We start from the raw sequence: 15,881 nt of genomic DNA, 5'->3' as shown, positions 1-15,881 counted from the left end.
CATCAACTGCTATAGACAACAACGTGTATTAAGCAATAGCGCCCGCCGATTTAAGCCGTTCAATCTCTGCATCGTTGTACCCGAGATGCTTTAATATTTCAACGGTATGTTGCCCCAGTCCCGGAGCCAGGCGGGGAGCCACCTTTTCTTCACCCCATACCTTCATCGGACTATCCACAGTCTGCATACTCGTATCCGCATCACCGTTTTCGATCTGGCGAATAACGTCATTGGCAATTAACTGTGGATCCTGAGCTATTTCACTAATAGTTTGAACAACACCGAAAGTGACGTGTACCTGGTCGAGTGCTTCTCTCCAATAGGACAATGGATGTTTAATAAATTCCGCTTGTAATAACAGCATTAATTCGGCCGCATTAGAATGCCGCGCTTTTGCATCTGCAAATCTCGTATCTGAAAGTAATTCGGGGCGGGCCAACGCGTTTACCAGGCCGGGCCAGTCTTTTGCTTCTACTACAAAAGCCAGTAGTAACCAGCGGTCATCTGAAGTTTGATAGGTATTGGTAAGGGCATTGTGTGGTTTTTCCCTGTTTCCCGATGGTCCGGATACAGCTTCACCGTCCAATGCTGCCTGGATCCAGCCGCCGGCTGCCCATGCACCCTCCGCAATAAGGGAGGTAGATACTTTACAACCGGTACCTGTCTTCTCTCTCCTGTAAAGGCCAGTCACAATAGCTCCGTATAATGTACTTGCCGTTGCGTGGTCACCAATACCTGCAACCGGTAGTGTTGGCGGACTGCCTTCGTTTCTTGCGCTGTCCATTAAGCCGGTACGCGCCCAATAGGCTGTAATATCAAAGCCCGGCTTATCCGCTTCGGGCCCCTTCTCTCCGTAACCAGTTATGTCAGCGTAAATAAGTTTGGGATTAATTTCGCTGACTTGCTCATAGGTTATTCCTAAAGGTTTGCGAACATGCGGAGGGAAGTTTACAACAAAGACATCGGCCTCCGCAATGAGCTTTTTTAAAATTTTTTGCGCTTCCGCATCTTTCAGATTAAGCGATATACTGCGTTTATTCCGGTTGGTCAGCTGCCAGAAATAATTCTTTTTGCTTTTGGGATTGGGTTCAACCATGTATAAGAACCGGTGCGGATCTCCCATTCCGGGAGGTTCGATCTTAATGACATCTGCACCAAAATCTGATAATATGGTAGCTGCGGCAGGACCAGCAATAAAGCTGGCACAGTCGATGACCTTCAGGTTGCTAAAAATTCCTTTACTGTTTGTCATGATTTAAATTTTAAATAGTGTATTCAGTTATGAAGGGGTTTGTTGTTGGCAAGGAGATAGGCTATCCGCTCTTGCGTTTGAGTAGTACCTAATAAGGAGAGAAATGCCTGTCTTTCAAGGTCAAGAAAGTGCTGTTCTGAGGAAAAGGCTTCAGCATGATCGCCGCCGCATACGATATACGCTATGTGACCCGCTATTACAGCATCATGTGCTGTCATCGTTTTTGAATCAATGGCTGATTTAATCTTTTCTTCGAAAGCAGCAAATGCATTTCTGCCTAGAATAGGGATGTCATTTCTCATTTTCTTAGCGGTATAATCTTCAGAAATTATCATAACCGCCATTTTCGCTATCCCTGTCGGCGAAACCGGTGTGGATACAACAAGGTCATTCTCATTTAAAAAGATATTTTTCGCTTCCTCTCCGTTATGGGATACTTTAGCTTTCAAAATATTTTCAGCCACCTGCATCAGCAATTGTTCACGTGGGAGGCCAGTCTTGTCTGCCTTGTCAAAGGCCCTTATGGTAAGCTCTTTGGTTCCACCTCCGGCTGGGATCAGACCTACACCGGCTTCCACCAGGCCCATATGCGTTTCGCTGGATGCCACAACAAAAGCGGAATGAAGGCAAACTTCGCAACCACCGCCCAGCGCACTGCTGAAAGGTGCAGCAACTACCGGAACAGGACTTAATTTGAGTGACATCGTAGCGTGCTGCAGGTTAAGGATGGTGTTTTCAAGGGCTTTCCATTTTCCTGACCTGGCAGTTTCCAATATCAGGGCAAGGTTCGCTCCGGCTGAAAAATGCTTTCCGGTATTACCAATGACAAGTCCCCTGAATTCCTTACTACCCTTTTCACAACCATTTACGATGATCTCGCTGATCTCATCATTTAAGGCATTAGCCTTAGTATGAAATTCTATGATTCCAATTCCATCACCTGCGTCAAGAATAGTTGCACCGTTGTTTTCAAGATATATTTTACCGGCACTTTTGATCTTTTCCAGGTCAATCGCAATTTTGTTCTGAGCGAGATTGGACAGATTAATGTTTAATGCTTTTCCGTTCATTATTTCCGCGTAACTTAAGTTTAAGAAGATGTTCTATTATCAAATGCTATAAGGAGCCGTTACAGATAGATACCTGCGGCGAAAAGATCTAAACAAACGCTCCAAACCCGGTGATAGCCTTGCCGACGATAAGAGTATTCATTTCACGTGTGCCTTCATAAGAATATATAGCTTCAGAATCAGCCACAAAACGACCTATATTATGATCCAGAAGTATACCATTAGCTCCGAGTACCTCCCGGGCCCAGCCAACACATTCTCTCATTTTTACGGTACAAAAAGCTTTTGCAAGGGAGGCGTGTTCATCCTTTAGTTTGCCTGCATCCTGTATTTGGGACAACCTGACGCACATCGTTTGCGAAGCTGTAATGTTTCCGAGCATTTTTACCAGCAAATCCTGCACGAGCTGGAATTTCGCAATTGGTTTTCCGAATTGAAGCCGGTTTTGAGCATATAGTAAAGCATTTTCATAAGCCCCCATCATACATCCAACAGCTTCCCATGCAACAAAGGACCTGGTCATCCGCAACACTCTCGCGGTATCCCGGAATGAACTGTCTTCCTGCAATCTGTTGGCCTCTGGTACGATACAGTTTTCCATAATGATGTGCGCATTTTGGACGATTTTTAGCGCCATTTTATTTTCAATTTTTTCTGCCCGGAAACCAGGAGCATTATTCTCTACAATAAAACCTTTAACCTGGTTGTCTTCAAGGTCCCTCGCCCATATAATAGTGAGGTCGCCCCACGTGGCATTACCGATCCATTTTTTTTCTCCGTTCAGGATCCAGTGGTCACCTTCTCTTTTAGCCGTGGTCAGCAGGCCGCCTGACGCGCCTGAACCAACCAGCGGCTCGGTCAAACCAAACGAACCTATTTTTTCCAGGCGGGCCATCTGCGGTAACCAATGTTCTTTTTGCTCCTCAGATCCGCATAAAAAGATTGAGCCCATGGCCAGGCCGCTATGTACACCAAAGAAAGTGGCCAGCGAACAGTCAACACGGGCGAGTTCCATAGCAAGAAACCCAGCAAAAAGGGTTCCGCCACCTGCACATCCATAGCCAGTGTAACCTGCTCCGGCAATGTTCAATTCTTTAAACGGGGGCAAGAGCTCAAATGGAAACGCATCTTTTGCCCAGTATTCATTTACTATAGGGTTTGCTTTCTTTTCTGCAAACTCCCTTACTTCGGCAAGTTTCTCTCGCTCCTTGTCCGAAAGGCAATCCGCGATCATGTAAAAATCAGAATTTGGTGCTGGTAAAGCACCTGGCAAATTGGTAGTACTCATAACAATGATATTTTAGTTTGTAAATTCAATTATCTGGTTTTTGTACATGACAAAAGTAGCCTGACATTTACACTTAAATCTTTCGTATTCAAACGATATACTTTCACAATCAATGATTAACCCATACTGGTAAATACATGAGAAAGCAAGCCCTCTGAACATTGCCTGGTCTTGGTTTTAGTGGCTGGAAAAATTTAATAATTAGTCGTTTGACAAGAGATCACTACGACAATGCCAGCATGGCTCAATGGGTTCTTATGTTGCATTGAGCACTGCATGACCGTTAAACGGTAAGTACAATTTTTCCGGTATGCTGATTGGCTTCCATTCAGCCTTTAGGAAGTATAATTAAGTACTAATTAGTACTGTTAAGCATGATGCCTTTTTTTTCTTTAAAATGGGGAACAAAAGGGCTTTTGAGGAACAAATGGGGGTCAAAAATTGAACAATAATGACAAGAATGAATCGAGTTGGAGATTGCAATATTTATCAATAAACTCATTATCAAGTATTTACAACACTATAGAAATTAAAAAGTGATGATTTTTAAAGATTTTTTATATTTATAACTAATTGAAAATAAGATATTTACTGAGTTTATTTCAATTATTTACCGATACAGAAAGTAATATATTTCTGACAATCAATTACTTACAGAGATTAAGTTACAAATGAGTAACAAATATATAATATAGTAAAAAATGTTAATAACTCACAAATTTTTATTCAATATTTTAACTGCAATAATCTAATTTCTCGATTTAAACTTATTTGTTTTCTACTTTATAATTTAATTAGCGTTGAGTTAATATGCGTTAATTTACAATTATAGGCTGCATTTCGCGCCATATCGGTTCCTATTCCAATATGCCTTTTTCTCTAAGATTTTGTATATCCCTCGGCGCTGTATCCGAAGAACAGTTTATCACCTTAGCCCATTCTGTACTGATTAGCTTTCCATAAAATTATTCGAGAAAAACACTAATCGTAAATTATTGAAGGCTATTAATAAAACATCACGATTCTTTTTCGAAAAATTGCGCACTATTAAAAACTGATAATTAACTCTTTAATAGGTTTCAGACACTATCATCCAATTTGCCTTCTACAAGTCGCTCGTAAATTAGCTGAAGTTCCCGGTTCATCGCCACCTGGTTCTCCGGATCAAGATCCTGCAGTATCATTTCTTTAACTGATAGCGCGATCGTGTACCAAGCCAATTTGGGGTTTTTGAAATCACTGACCGGCTTAGCCTTGTACGGAAGGCCGGCAAAACGGCTAAAGTCATAAGTTCCTTTTCTGGCCCAATCGTAAAATTCGAGGAAAATAGGAACGATCTTCACATTCTTATCCCGGTCGTAGCGGTCGAAAATACTTTGCACCTCGTTTTTGATGATATACGGCGTCGCGTAAAAGTCTGCGCTGATCATAAAAAAAACAATGTCAGCCTTTTCAAACTCTGGTTTTAACACTGTTTCCCATTGATCTGCAGCGAGCAACCTGGTACAATACCAAGGCTCTCCGATCAGCTCATCATCGACCAAAGGTTGCAAATACCTTCGTAATTCATGGACCTGTGCCAAGTCTTTTTTGGAGTACGATATGACCACCCGCTTCTTTTTGATCTGGTTCGTGAGGAATTCCTGGTAATCTTTTAAACGAAAAATATGCTCAGGCCCCGCCACTGGTTTTTCTTTATCAGACAGCTTACTTTCGGTAAAAACCAATAAGCCTTTTTCTGCGTTTTGATTCAGTAACTCCACCGAAACAAATATCTTTCCGTCAAGTGATACCATTTCTTCGGTGTCATAACCCTTATTGATCAGCCGCAATTGCTCGATCACCTTTTTGATAAAGTTGGTCGCCGTACCATGTCCAAAATTATAGACGTCAATACAGGCATCGCCTTTTTTCTTCCCAATATCGAATTTGATCATCACGATCTCCTCCGTCGCCGTGTCCTTGATGATCAAGGCATCCTTCCAGTAATAATAATTTTGCCCCTCCGGATCTTCTTTAATGAACTGGCCATACTGGGCAAAAAATGCCAGGATCACCTGTTTATGAATAAAACCGCAATACGTGAACCGGCGGTACGGCGTTTTACGTTTGTCTAAAAACAAGTTAACCGAAGTGGCGGGTATCGCTGGTAAGTATAGGGGTGCAATGTAGATATCCCGGATAGGGTGTTTAAAGATCATTTTGAACTCCTGCATAAAAGCAAGCACAGCATCTGCGAGGACCCCATTTTCAGGAAAAAGGTCAGCGAACTCTTTTAAACTGATCTCGCCTTTTGAACCTGCCAATTCTGTAAGTACCTTGTATACTTCATCGATGATGACTTCTTTACGGATATAGATCCTCCCACCTTCTAAATTTTTAGAGCAAAGCAAGATGCCGATCTGGTCCAAATAGCGCGCAAGGATATTACTTTTCAACAGATCGATTGGGTTTTTAAGCCGGCTATTACAAAATGCCTGAAACTCCAAAGGACTCAAGACCGCAGGCCCAGTATAGCTTGTCACTGCGTCCTTGACCACGCCGAAATACCCGGGCAATACAGCGCCCAGGATCGACATATGATCCAACATTTCTTTAAAAACATGGTCAAAATAGCCCATATTCCTTGAAGGTTTAATAATGGACAGATTCAAAAGATCGAAAATAAAAGCATAATCCTTTATTAAGCGTTCGTTGTTCAGTGGGCCCAGCAGTGCCCGGTTCCCTACTTTATTTTGCAAAAGCAGTAACCAAATTTCGTAAGCGTTATTTCCCGCAGTTTTAAAGGCGAAATTATCAGCCTCCACTGCTTGGTTATAGAACTTGACCGAATCCAGCCAGTATTCGACCGGATAATCTTGATTCTCTAGTTTACTGGTCGTTCCATCTGCTGCGATCTGGATCGACGGCCTGCTTTTGAGATTATTTGTTGCTGTCTCCCAAAGCAGCAAGTAAATGGTATTAGCAGTAAAGAATACCTGGTGGGTGTCATGATAATAATCGTGACCGCCAAAATCAAAAAGACGAAGTTCGCAGGGCCTGCCGATGCTTTCTACGATAGCCTTACTTTGCGCCGGTATTTCTCTCATCCAGTGCGTCGCAGGATGTGATAAATGCAGTTCTTCATCGTTGCTAAGGTATTTGGCCAGCGTCGTTTTACCAGCCTCACTGTTACCGATCAGGATGATCTTGATCTGTGTATTGATATATTCCTTTTCCTTCCGGATATCTGCAAGGACGCTTAAAACCGCATCTTTACCTTGAATAACGATTTCCATCGGCGGCCGCTCCATCGGGTTCTTGGCGATATTAATGGTACCTAACTCCCATTTGGCATTTTTAATTCCAATACGGCGGATCAGATCTTCCAATGGGCTGATATCTGCTATGCGATTGGCATGCAGATCCAGCGTTAAAAGCGATGGCGCATCAGCAAGAAAGCCGATATCCTGTAAAATATTACTGCTCAGATTCAGCTCTTTCAAATTCACCAAACGCGCCATGGGCAGTTGCCTGGAGATGACGTTATTGTTCAGATGGATAAACTCTAGTTTGGTCAATCGGCTCAGCGGTGCAGGATCGTTGATCGTATTATTGCTCAAATTGACATAGACCAGTTTTTTTAAGTCAGCGACCGGCTTGATATTTTTGATGCCCCAACGGTCCCAGCTGCCATCCTCTTTTTTCCAGTCCCCACCGCAGATCAGCCGTTTTAAATTTTTAAGGGCTTTGAGATCGGTAGATAAACTCTGTAACAGGTTCCGTTTCCCTTTATTGTTGCTCACCTGCTTTCGCCATTTCTGGTCCTGGTAGATCGCCCATTCGTTACTTAAAATGAGTTCCTCCAGATGGATGCACTCAAACAGCTCTGGTAAGGAATCCAAGTCTGTTAAACCGCAGCGGCCTAGGTCCAACCTTTTGTTTTTACTACGCATACATTCCGTAACAAGGTAACGCGCGTGAGACAGATCTTCAGTATCATCATCAATGATCAGATCGACGCCTTCATCGAGATCATCGGTGAGCCACATCTTTTTGACCTCCGGATAATAGAGTATGCGGCTAAGTAGTGCACCCTCGTTCTCCGGATTGATTGCTCTAAATCCAGCATCCCGAAAAAAATAGAACAACTTTACTAAAGAAGCCTCTCCTTCATACTTTCCGATCCGAAGATTACTATAGATCAACTCTCGGTGTTTGACCGAAAGCACGGAAATATTCCCCAAGGGTTCAGCTAAAAAAGCCAGTGCGTTCTTAATATTCTTCGGAAGTCCTGTTTGATAACTTCCTGATATTTTGGCTTTCAACAAATTGGTGACCCAGTGAGTCTGGTTCACATTGGATTTAGCGATCACCCGCCGGTCATGATATTGGTTCCATTCACTTTTATTGTAGGCGTTATAATCAATGTAGGCGATAAGTTCCCCGCATAAGACCCAAAAGTGACGCCTATCGTCATCGTTCCGACTATCTAAATATTCCAAAAAACGGCTAAAGGTACTTTTCTCACTTTTGAATTGGGCCAGTAGCTCAGAAAAAAAATCGGGAGCCCTATCGTATTGCCAAAATTCTAAAAATTTCTTCCTGGCCAGCTCGTAATAGAATTCATCCGCATAGGCGATCGGTTCGATATGCTTATTAGCTAAAAGACGTTTACTATCCGCCCTTAATACCAACACCGCGCTTAAAATATTCCGATCGACCGGTTCTTTTAAAATACTATTGTAAACTCTTTGGTCGGGTGTACAGAAAACGATCGTGCCTGGCAATAAAGCAGCTTCGTAAAATGCGTTCCGCATAATGCTAAGGCTTTCAACATAGCCCAGACTACCTGCCCCGGTACCTAAAATGACCGATGCGATCAACTTGACATCCTCTAACTGCGTAATTTGCTGAGCGACCGTCCTTCCGATCTGCCGGATCGCGGTATAGTTACTGGTGAAATCTTCTACCGCACAGGCGAAAGCGATATATCGAAAATGGGGCGTTTCAAATGGCACGATCTCAACCTCCCCTAATTGATAACTTTTGCGATAGGCACTTTGCGGTACCTCATGCTCGTTCAAATATTTCGCAAAGGGTCCGGATAAAGAGCCAACAGTGGAGATAGGGATGATGATCAGATCACAATCGATCTGAAAAATATCTTGTAATTCGATTTCGGACATTTGTAAGGAGATCAGGTCGGTTTATAAAAATACGCAAAAATATGCAGTTAATATATAGACAAATATTTAACTTTACCCAACAACCCCAAAACTTTATGGCAGACAAAGAAATCGTTCCCAAAGAACTTGACCTGATCCAGGATGTGATCAAACGCATGGCCACAAACTCCTTCCAAGTCAAAACCTGGATGATGAGTATAGTTACCGCCATATTGGCTTTTAAGAACACGGAAGTTTTTAGTGCCGGTTTGACAAAGGACCACCATGGCGTTTATATTTGTCTGGTATTATTAATGCCTATCATTTGCTTTTGGTACCTCGACGGCTTTTTTCTTCGAACTGAAAAACTTTACCGTGAGCTCTACAAATGGGTGATCGCCAATCGCCCAAAAACCGACAGATACTTATATGATCTCAATACATTAAAGAGGGAAAATTTCGTAGATACCAGCCAACCTGATATAGATTGCCAAGCGGACGCCAAAACTGTTTGGGACGCTATGAAAACAAAAACATTACTCCCTTTTTACCTGGTCCCGTTCCTGCTCGTGGTTTTTCTGGCGGCATACAATTGGTTCTCCTTGTAATTACAGCTGATCCTAAGCTAAGAATAGCCGACATTGGTCAGGGCTTTTATTGATATAAATAGCTTTTTATCTCATCATTAGAGTCGGTTTGCGTATCCTTTTTATAGTAACCCATTGGAATGGAAATTCTATACCGATCCATTTTTAAGGCAGTTACCTCGTGCTCAACTAGTCGCGCATCAAACAGGATCAAATCTCCGCTTTTCGGATAGATCGCAATAAGGTCTTCTTTTAAATGGAATAATAACTGGCCACCATGGATATCATCCTGGTCGGTCACAAATAGCACTGCGCTTAATTCTTCAGTATCAACATGGCGTTCGTACCGGTCACCAACTTTTTTTAATGCATTAATATTGATAGCGTAAACCAAATCGTTATCCGCGACATACACTTCTTCCGAGATCGTATTGGCAATTTCTAAAATTCTACTGGCATATAATTCATAAAGCCATCCTAAACTTTTTTTGATAATATCGCCTGTGATCACATGGTAGGTCATGCCACGTGTTTCCTCTGGTTCTCTGGATGTAGGATTGTTCCCATCTAAAAAAACCGCCGTTGAATAACGATCAACCAGATTTTCAATTTCTTCTGCCCAGCCTTTCGGTAGGTCATTCGTTTCGATCAGGTTTATTTTATAATAGAAATCATCAATTTTATTCATGAGTATTATTATTAATAATTTGCAGCAGGTTGTAAAAAACGCCCGCAACATTATCCTTATTCATCGCATTGCATGGTTCTATCTGTTGTCCTGATGACAAACCAAATTTTAAATTTCTTATTAGGTTAGGTTTTGTTAGCAAATCAATTTTGTTGGCAACCATCAAATAAGGCACTCTGCCGAAACACAGCTCATCGATCACCAAGGAATGTTGTTTTAACTCATCTAAATATTCCTTCGCGCCGACCTTACTAGCATCGAACATGAATAATATGGCATCAAATTTCGATCGTTGTCCTTCAAGAATATTTCTTAGTAATGCTTCATCATTGGGCTCATCTAAACAATAAATATAGATCATACTGTTTTTGACCTTACACCTACCATTGATGATCTTCAAATAGCCGACACCGCCAAATTTTTTGAAAATATTTGTCGGTGGATACCACGAAATTGATTTTGTAAATTCCGTTTTACCGACACCTTTTTCGCCAATAACAAGTATTTTCGCCGATTCCATTACAACAGCGAGTTAATCAAGACATGCTTGACGGTCTGAAACTCTTTGATCGCTTCTGTAGATAGATCTTTACCAAAGCCAGAGCGTTTCACACCACCGTGTGGCGCTTCAGAAGCAAATGTTAAGTGGTTGTTTATCCAAACCGTTCCGAACGAAAGTTGTGTCGACATTCTAAATGCCCGGCCAATGTCTTTAGTCCATATAGAGGAAGCCAAGCCATATTCCACATCGTTCGCCAATTCTATAGCCTCCGTTTCTGTTTTAAATGAATTGATCGTTAGCACCGGTCCAAAAACTTCTTTCTGAATGATCTCAGATTTTCGATCCGGGTTTAAGATAACGGTCGGTTTATAAAAATAGCCTCGTTCAAATGACAAGTCACGCGTTCCTCCTAATAACAATTCTGCTCCGTCGGAAATAGCCTTTTTCACAAAACCGTCAACTCTGTTTAAATGTTCTATGGATATCAGTGGCCCGATCTCTGTGTCTTCATCAAACGGTAAGCCCATTTTCACTAAACTCATTTTCTCGACCACCGCTTTAGTCACAGCTTCGAGCACATTTTCCTGAACATATAATCGTGTAGCAGCGACGCAATCTTGCCCCGAATTTACCGTGGCATTGAAAGCTGCGGATGCGGCTATGGTCTCAATGTCGACGTCGTCAAAAACAATAAACGGCGCCTTTCCACCCAGTTCCAATGTAACTTTGGTAATATTTTTTGAAGCCCTTTCCATGACATCCTGTCCGGCTTCAGAAGATCCGGTGATACTGATGATACTTACGTCAGGATTCTCGGTAATAAACTGCCCAGTTTCATCATCACCTGATATAATATTAACGACCCCATCAGGTATCCCAGCCTCTTTGGTCAATTCAGCCAAGGCTAAAGTAGACAATGGCGTTTGCGGGGCAGGCTTCAAAACTAAGGTACAACCAGCCGCTAAGGCCGTTCCGATTTTCCATACCGCCATCATTAACGGGTAATTCCATGGCGTTATTAATCCTGCTACGCCCAACGGCTCCCTCAGAAAAATAGACAATCCACCTGTTGTTAGACTCTTACTTTCCAAGCCTCCTAAATCTCTTACACTGGCGGCAAAGAAACGTAAATTGTCAACGATCAACGGGATCTCTGCAGCCAGACATTCATAAGAATAAGCCTTTCCGGTATCTTCCGCTTCCAATTTGCTTAAGTATTCGGACTTTTCCTCGATCAGATCGGCTAACCTCCAAAGGATCTTAGATTTTTCGCCCGGTAACAAATTCCTCCATAGCCCGAGATCGTGCGCATTTTTTGCGGCAGCGACTGCTTTATCCACGTCCTGGCGATTGGCATTTGGAGTGACCCCAATTACCGCTTCTGTAGCCGGGTCAATAATATTGATGGTGGCAGAACTTTCGCTTTCAACCCAGCTGCCATTTATCCACAGTTTTTTCATATTACATTATTTTAGGTGCAAATACTATTCGAAAACCAACATCATACACAAAAAGCTCGGCATCAAAATGATCCCTGGTCGCATTTCTTGAAAAAATACATGAATTTAACCAGGAGCCACCACGCAGAGATCTGAAGCCGTCTCCTTCAGGTGAATTATTACAACTTTCGCTAAGTTTCTGTTGCCATATTGTTTGGCACCATTCCCAGACATTCCCGCACATATCGCTAATACCGAGCGCACTATTTCCTTGCTCATACATACCCACGGCAGTCTTTTTTCCAAGAAAATAGGGTCCCACTTTTGCCTCTTCCGCTGTTTCATCAATATTAGCATATCCAGCTATATATTCGTTGCCCCAAGGAAAACAACGACCATCGGGGTAGCGAGCAGCATACTCCCATTCCATCTCCGTGGCCAGGCGAATTTCGCAGTCCGGGAAATCATAAGCCTTCTTTACCTCATCGCCAATTAATTCGTTAAGCCATTTTGTAAAAGCATAGGCTTCATACCATGTAACATCTGTAACTGGTTGATTATAATCTTCAAATGCCTCGGGTTTCCAATTCAACGGATTCTGCTGGTCAGCTTTCCATTCGAATCCTTCTTTGGTCCAAAACCGTTCCTCATTATAGCCCATTTCAATAAACTTTTCAAACTGGCCATTGGTCACCGGGAATTTGGCCATCAGGAATGGCGTGTCAATTTTAACTTTCATACCCTCCCAGGCAAAACCCATTTCGCCGCAATGCACATCATTCCCAATATCCAGCTGCCCTGCGGGTACTTTGATCCAGGCAATATCAGGCACGGCACTGTAACCTACGCCATCCCTGCTATCTCCATTTTTCGCAAGTAATTCCCCCCATTCTTTTTTTGCATAGGGTGATACGCGCTCGCCTAACGCTGGTTCATATATTTTAGATAACAGCTCATTGTCGAATTTTATTCCATGTTCTCTACTGCATAGAAATGCGAGATCGGGATTAGCAGGTATTAACCACTTAAAGATATTGGTCGCATCTTTCACAATACTCACAGAAAACAACAGGGATTCTTCCCACCCTGTTGGCTTCCACCATTCCGCATCTGAAAAGTATTCTTCTACCCTTGCTCCATTTTCTATATCATCAATAAGCTCGAACGCTGCAAAATATTCTTGCAACAGCTGATGTGAAAATTTAAGATGCTGATGTTTTTCGATCAAATTCGCACAAACCGCATGATAGATCAAACTATCTGAGCTAAAACCCGAGACCGACTTATTGAGTACATCGATCGCCCAGTCCTCTTCAAAAAAGGTCCCTTTCTTTTCACTTTGTATCAGGAATGCCAACTTCGACATAGCGATCCTTTGCGTATCATCGGGAACATCTGCAAATTTACGTTTGCTGCGTTTGCGACCCGAACTCAACAATATTTCGACAAAGATCTTTAAAAGACTAGCTCTGTTTTGGGGCAGATCTCCTTCATTGACCAATATACAGCACATAACAAAAAGCAAATACGGGCTCTTCGCGAATTCTAATAAATGAGGCATGATGCCGCTCGTTTGATAGCTTTTTCTCAATTTATTAATCTTCAGCTTATTAACTTCGTTCGACCGTACGTTTTCATAGGGTTTATCGTACCAAAAGTTATCGATATTCACGTCAGTATAAGTCGCCCTATACCAATCCCATAGGTTTGAAACCTCAATTCCACACATTTTCCAGAAAAATTCTTCCGCCGCTTCTTCTTTCAAGTAATTATGGATAAAAGAACGGATCTGCCGAACATCTAGACTTTTGATGGTAATTTCATAAAAGTGTTTTTCTGGGCTGATGTAATCAATTTTGCGAGAAGATAACACACAGGCATATTCACTCTTCGAGATGCCGGAGTAGAATGCTTCGAGATTTTCTGTAGGAATTTCATTTAAGCCATCCAACAATAGAATCACATTAGCAGATCCAAGTTTATTGATATTGAGCTCGCCAAAATTCTCATTTAAAAAAATACTGAAATGCTCACCTACATATGTCCCCAAAGAAATATAAATTGGTAAAGGCACCGTGTTATCACTTAACCGCATCTTGGCCAGCTCGTAAGCAATTTTTTGTAGCGTAAATGTTTTTCCAGCGCCCGATTCGCCCAAGATCGCCACTCTTTTGTGAATTAAAATAAAAGCGATCAGCTCCTTTATTTTGGTAATGGTTATGGATGCCGAATCTGAATTTTTATGAAGAAATTGGTTTAGTTCAGTTTTTTGGAACAAAGTCGTTGCAAAAGCATTCTTGACTTTATCCGAGTAGTTACCTTTAAATGTTAGCTGCGCATAGGTAGGATCGATCGCATGGAACATATCTCCAATCGATGCTAAATATTCCAGCTCTTTTTCCTCCGGCGTTTTTTTCTTTTTATTGAACGAACCTTGCAGGATAGCGACAAGGTCGCTAAGTCCTTTTCTATAATTTATAAAATCAACACGTCGTAAAGCTGCTAAACGCAAAGGAACAATGACATTTTCGAATATAAGCGGAATGATGGTTTTCCCGTTTTGTTTAGCATATTCGATCTCCTCTGCCATATATTCGCCATTAGCCATATTTGCAGTGATGCAAACCAAGAAAAACTCGCATTCCTTGATGGCTGCTGAAAGTTCACGATCAAAATTGTTATTTTGATCGACATCATCAAAATCTGTCCAACAAGAAAACCCTTCTCGATCCAAGCTAGCTATTAGTTTGGAATAATGAGTCCGCGCGTCAGCCAAATGATAAGAAATAAAAATATTATACGTTTTCTTCATCAATTAAACTGAAAATTGGTAGTCCTAAAATAATTCAACCCGGCATTCCCTTTGTCGATCCAATAATCATGTTGAGAAGGATCTCCTGTTTGATCACGTTGCTTTTCTGCTCTAGCCGCGAGTATACTTAAAGCAAACCCGGCTTGGATCACTATTGGCAGCACGTCAATTTCATTGCTGTCTAAGTTTTTCAGGTGATGAAAAAAATTGAAAGCGAAGTCATAAATTTCCTTCACGTGGTCTAAATCGGATGTGTTAAATAAAATATCATTGCACATTACAGCAAATTCAAAAATCCTGGGTAATATCGAACAAGAGCCATAGTCAACTATCCAGTTCATCTCGCCTGTAGACCGTATGACGTTATAACGGAGGATATCGCCATGTACAAAGCTTTTTGGCAAAACCCCCAAGTTTATCGTTGCAAATTTCTCGAAGGTAGGCTGAATTAGTTCTGACTCAAATGAAGTTAATAAATATTTATTTTTATTATATTCAGCAGTAAAATTTATCGCCGACCACGGATTATAAACGACTATCGGTGTTGTGTTTATGTATTGAAACAAGTTCACATTAGTAATGATCGCTTCAATATCTTTTTTACCGGGATAAATTTCATTTGAATAATAATCTCCGCCTGTAACATAGTCCATCACTGAAAAGTAAGCCCCGCTAACATTAGACACCTCAAAACCACTAAGATTCTTTACAATGCCAGGCGTGACAATTCCGAGGCCGGCTGCCTCCTTGATGATTTGAGCAGCGCTAAGGCAATATGCTAAGGTTTTCTCTTTACAGAAGAATTTAATAAACACCGGTCCCGCATCAGTTTCAGCACGAAAGTTAAGGTCATCGTAGCCAATATTGATCACATATAATCCGATCACACGAATACCGTATTCTTTGCAAATGATCTCTTCGACCTGTTCCCATGGAAAACTCGCTTCGACCCTGTCTACAAAGTACTCAAGTACGGCATCATCCTTAACATCTCGACTGATAAATTGACCTAAATTATTTGTTTTATTGAACGACATCAAGGATTAGGTATAATAATTATGAAATTAGATAATTATTCATTCATATTAAAATAATA

At 41.6% G+C, this 15,881-nt stretch carries 10 protein-coding genes; 1 reads left to right on the top strand and 9 read right to left on the bottom strand.

Annotated elements, in window-relative coordinates:
* Positions 1–28: 28 nt before the first annotated feature.
* The 4 genes from JWQ54_RS24095 to JWQ54_RS24080 form a co-directional block, all read right to left on the bottom strand.
* Positions 29–1,252, bottom strand: a complete 1,224-nt coding sequence (locus JWQ54_RS24095) for a CaiB/BaiF CoA-transferase family protein (RefSeq protein WP_299590190.1) — start codon at positions 1,250–1,252, stop codon at positions 29–31.
* A 23-nt stretch (positions 1,253–1,275) separates the two neighbouring features.
* Positions 1,276–2,322 carry an enoyl-CoA hydratase/isomerase family protein gene (locus tag JWQ54_RS24090; RefSeq protein ID WP_299590188.1) on the bottom strand — a complete coding sequence of 349 codons (1,047 nt, stop codon included), beginning with the start codon at positions 2,320–2,322 and terminating at the stop codon, positions 1,276–1,278.
* A gap of 88 nt (positions 2,323–2,410) precedes the next feature.
* Positions 2,411–3,610 carry an acyl-CoA dehydrogenase family protein gene (locus JWQ54_RS24085; protein ID WP_299590186.1) on the bottom strand — a complete coding sequence of 400 codons (1,200 nt, stop codon included), beginning with the start codon at positions 3,608–3,610 and terminating at the stop codon, positions 2,411–2,413.
* A 1,079-nt stretch (positions 3,611–4,689) separates the two neighbouring features.
* Positions 4,690–8,778 carry a leucine-rich repeat domain-containing protein gene (locus JWQ54_RS24080; RefSeq protein WP_299590184.1) on the bottom strand — a complete coding sequence of 1,363 codons (4,089 nt, stop codon included), beginning with the start codon at positions 8,776–8,778 and terminating at the stop codon, positions 4,690–4,692.
* A 95-nt stretch (positions 8,779–8,873) separates the two neighbouring features.
* On the opposite strand from JWQ54_RS24080, the gene JWQ54_RS24075 reads away from it, so the two are divergent.
* A complete protein-coding gene (locus JWQ54_RS24075) occupies positions 8,874–9,365 on the top strand; it encodes a hypothetical protein (protein ID WP_299590182.1) in 492 nt (163 codons plus the stop codon).
* Between the two features lie 46 nt (positions 9,366–9,411).
* Here JWQ54_RS24075 and JWQ54_RS24070 read toward each other — a convergent pair whose 3' ends face one another.
* The 5 genes from JWQ54_RS24070 to JWQ54_RS24050 are packed head-to-tail and all read right to left on the bottom strand — an operon-like array spanning position 9,412 to position 15,822.
* On the bottom strand, positions 9,412–10,032 hold the full coding sequence (locus tag JWQ54_RS24070; protein WP_299590180.1) for a 2OG-Fe(II) oxygenase: 621 nt from the start codon (positions 10,030–10,032) through the stop codon (positions 9,412–9,414).
* On the bottom strand, positions 10,025–10,552 hold the full coding sequence (locus JWQ54_RS24065) for a hypothetical protein (RefSeq protein ID WP_299590178.1): 528 nt from the start codon (positions 10,550–10,552) through the stop codon (positions 10,025–10,027). Before JWQ54_RS24065 ends, JWQ54_RS24070 begins: the two co-directional genes overlap by 8 nt.
* Complete coding sequence (locus JWQ54_RS24060; RefSeq protein WP_299590176.1) at positions 10,552–11,994, bottom strand: aldehyde dehydrogenase family protein; 1,443 nt, start codon at positions 11,992–11,994, stop codon at positions 10,552–10,554. The genes JWQ54_RS24065 and JWQ54_RS24060 overlap by 1 nt, the downstream gene beginning before the upstream one ends.
* A 1-nt stretch (position 11,995) precedes the next feature.
* The gene (locus JWQ54_RS24055; protein WP_299590174.1) at positions 11,996–14,785 is read right to left on the bottom strand and encodes an SUMF1/EgtB/PvdO family nonheme iron enzyme; all 2,790 of its coding nucleotides are present in this window, start codon (positions 14,783–14,785) and stop codon (positions 11,996–11,998) included.
* Positions 14,785–15,822 (bottom strand): phosphotransferase, encoded by a 1,038-nt coding sequence (locus JWQ54_RS24050; RefSeq protein ID WP_299590172.1) that lies wholly within the window; start codon positions 15,820–15,822, stop codon positions 14,785–14,787. The genes JWQ54_RS24055 and JWQ54_RS24050 overlap by 1 nt, the downstream gene beginning before the upstream one ends.
* Positions 15,823–15,881: the final 59 nt, after the last annotated feature.

It is taken from the genome of Mucilaginibacter sp. (assembly GCF_028288225.1).
In the GTDB taxonomy this organism is placed as follows: Bacteria; Bacteroidota; Bacteroidia; order Sphingobacteriales; family Sphingobacteriaceae; genus Mucilaginibacter.
The sequence above is the reverse complement of the archived record's forward strand: the minus strand, read 5'-3'. Positions and strand labels throughout refer to the sequence as shown.

Excerpts from the sequence above, each read along its gene's own strand:
- JWQ54_RS24050 (WP_299590172.1), bottom strand. The coding sequence starts at position 15,822 with ATGTCGTTCAATAAAACAAATAATTTAGGTCAATTTATCAGTCGAGAT.
- JWQ54_RS24085 (WP_299590186.1), bottom strand. The coding sequence starts at position 3,610 with ATGAGTACTACCAATTTGCCAGGTGCTTTACCAGCACCAAATTCTGAT.
- JWQ54_RS24070 (WP_299590180.1), bottom strand. The coding sequence starts at position 10,032 with ATGAATAAAATTGATGATTTCTATTATAAAATAAACCTGATCGAAACG.
- JWQ54_RS24090 (WP_299590188.1), bottom strand. The coding sequence starts at position 2,322 with ATGAACGGAAAAGCATTAAACATTAATCTGTCCAATCTCGCTCAGAAC.
- JWQ54_RS24060 (WP_299590176.1), bottom strand. The coding sequence starts at position 11,994 with ATGAAAAAACTGTGGATAAATGGCAGCTGGGTTGAAAGCGAAAGTTCT.
- JWQ54_RS24055 (WP_299590174.1), bottom strand. The coding sequence starts at position 14,785 with ATGAAGAAAACGTATAATATTTTTATTTCTTATCATTTGGCTGACGCG.
- JWQ54_RS24075 (WP_299590182.1), top strand. The coding sequence starts at position 8,874 with ATGGCAGACAAAGAAATCGTTCCCAAAGAACTTGACCTGATCCAGGAT.
- JWQ54_RS24065 (WP_299590178.1), bottom strand. The coding sequence starts at position 10,552 with ATGGAATCGGCGAAAATACTTGTTATTGGCGAAAAAGGTGTCGGTAAA.
- JWQ54_RS24080 (WP_299590184.1), bottom strand. The coding sequence starts at position 8,778 with ATGTCCGAAATCGAATTACAAGATATTTTTCAGATCGATTGTGATCTG.
- JWQ54_RS24095 (WP_299590190.1), bottom strand. The coding sequence starts at position 1,252 with ATGACAAACAGTAAAGGAATTTTTAGCAACCTGAAGGTCATCGACTGT.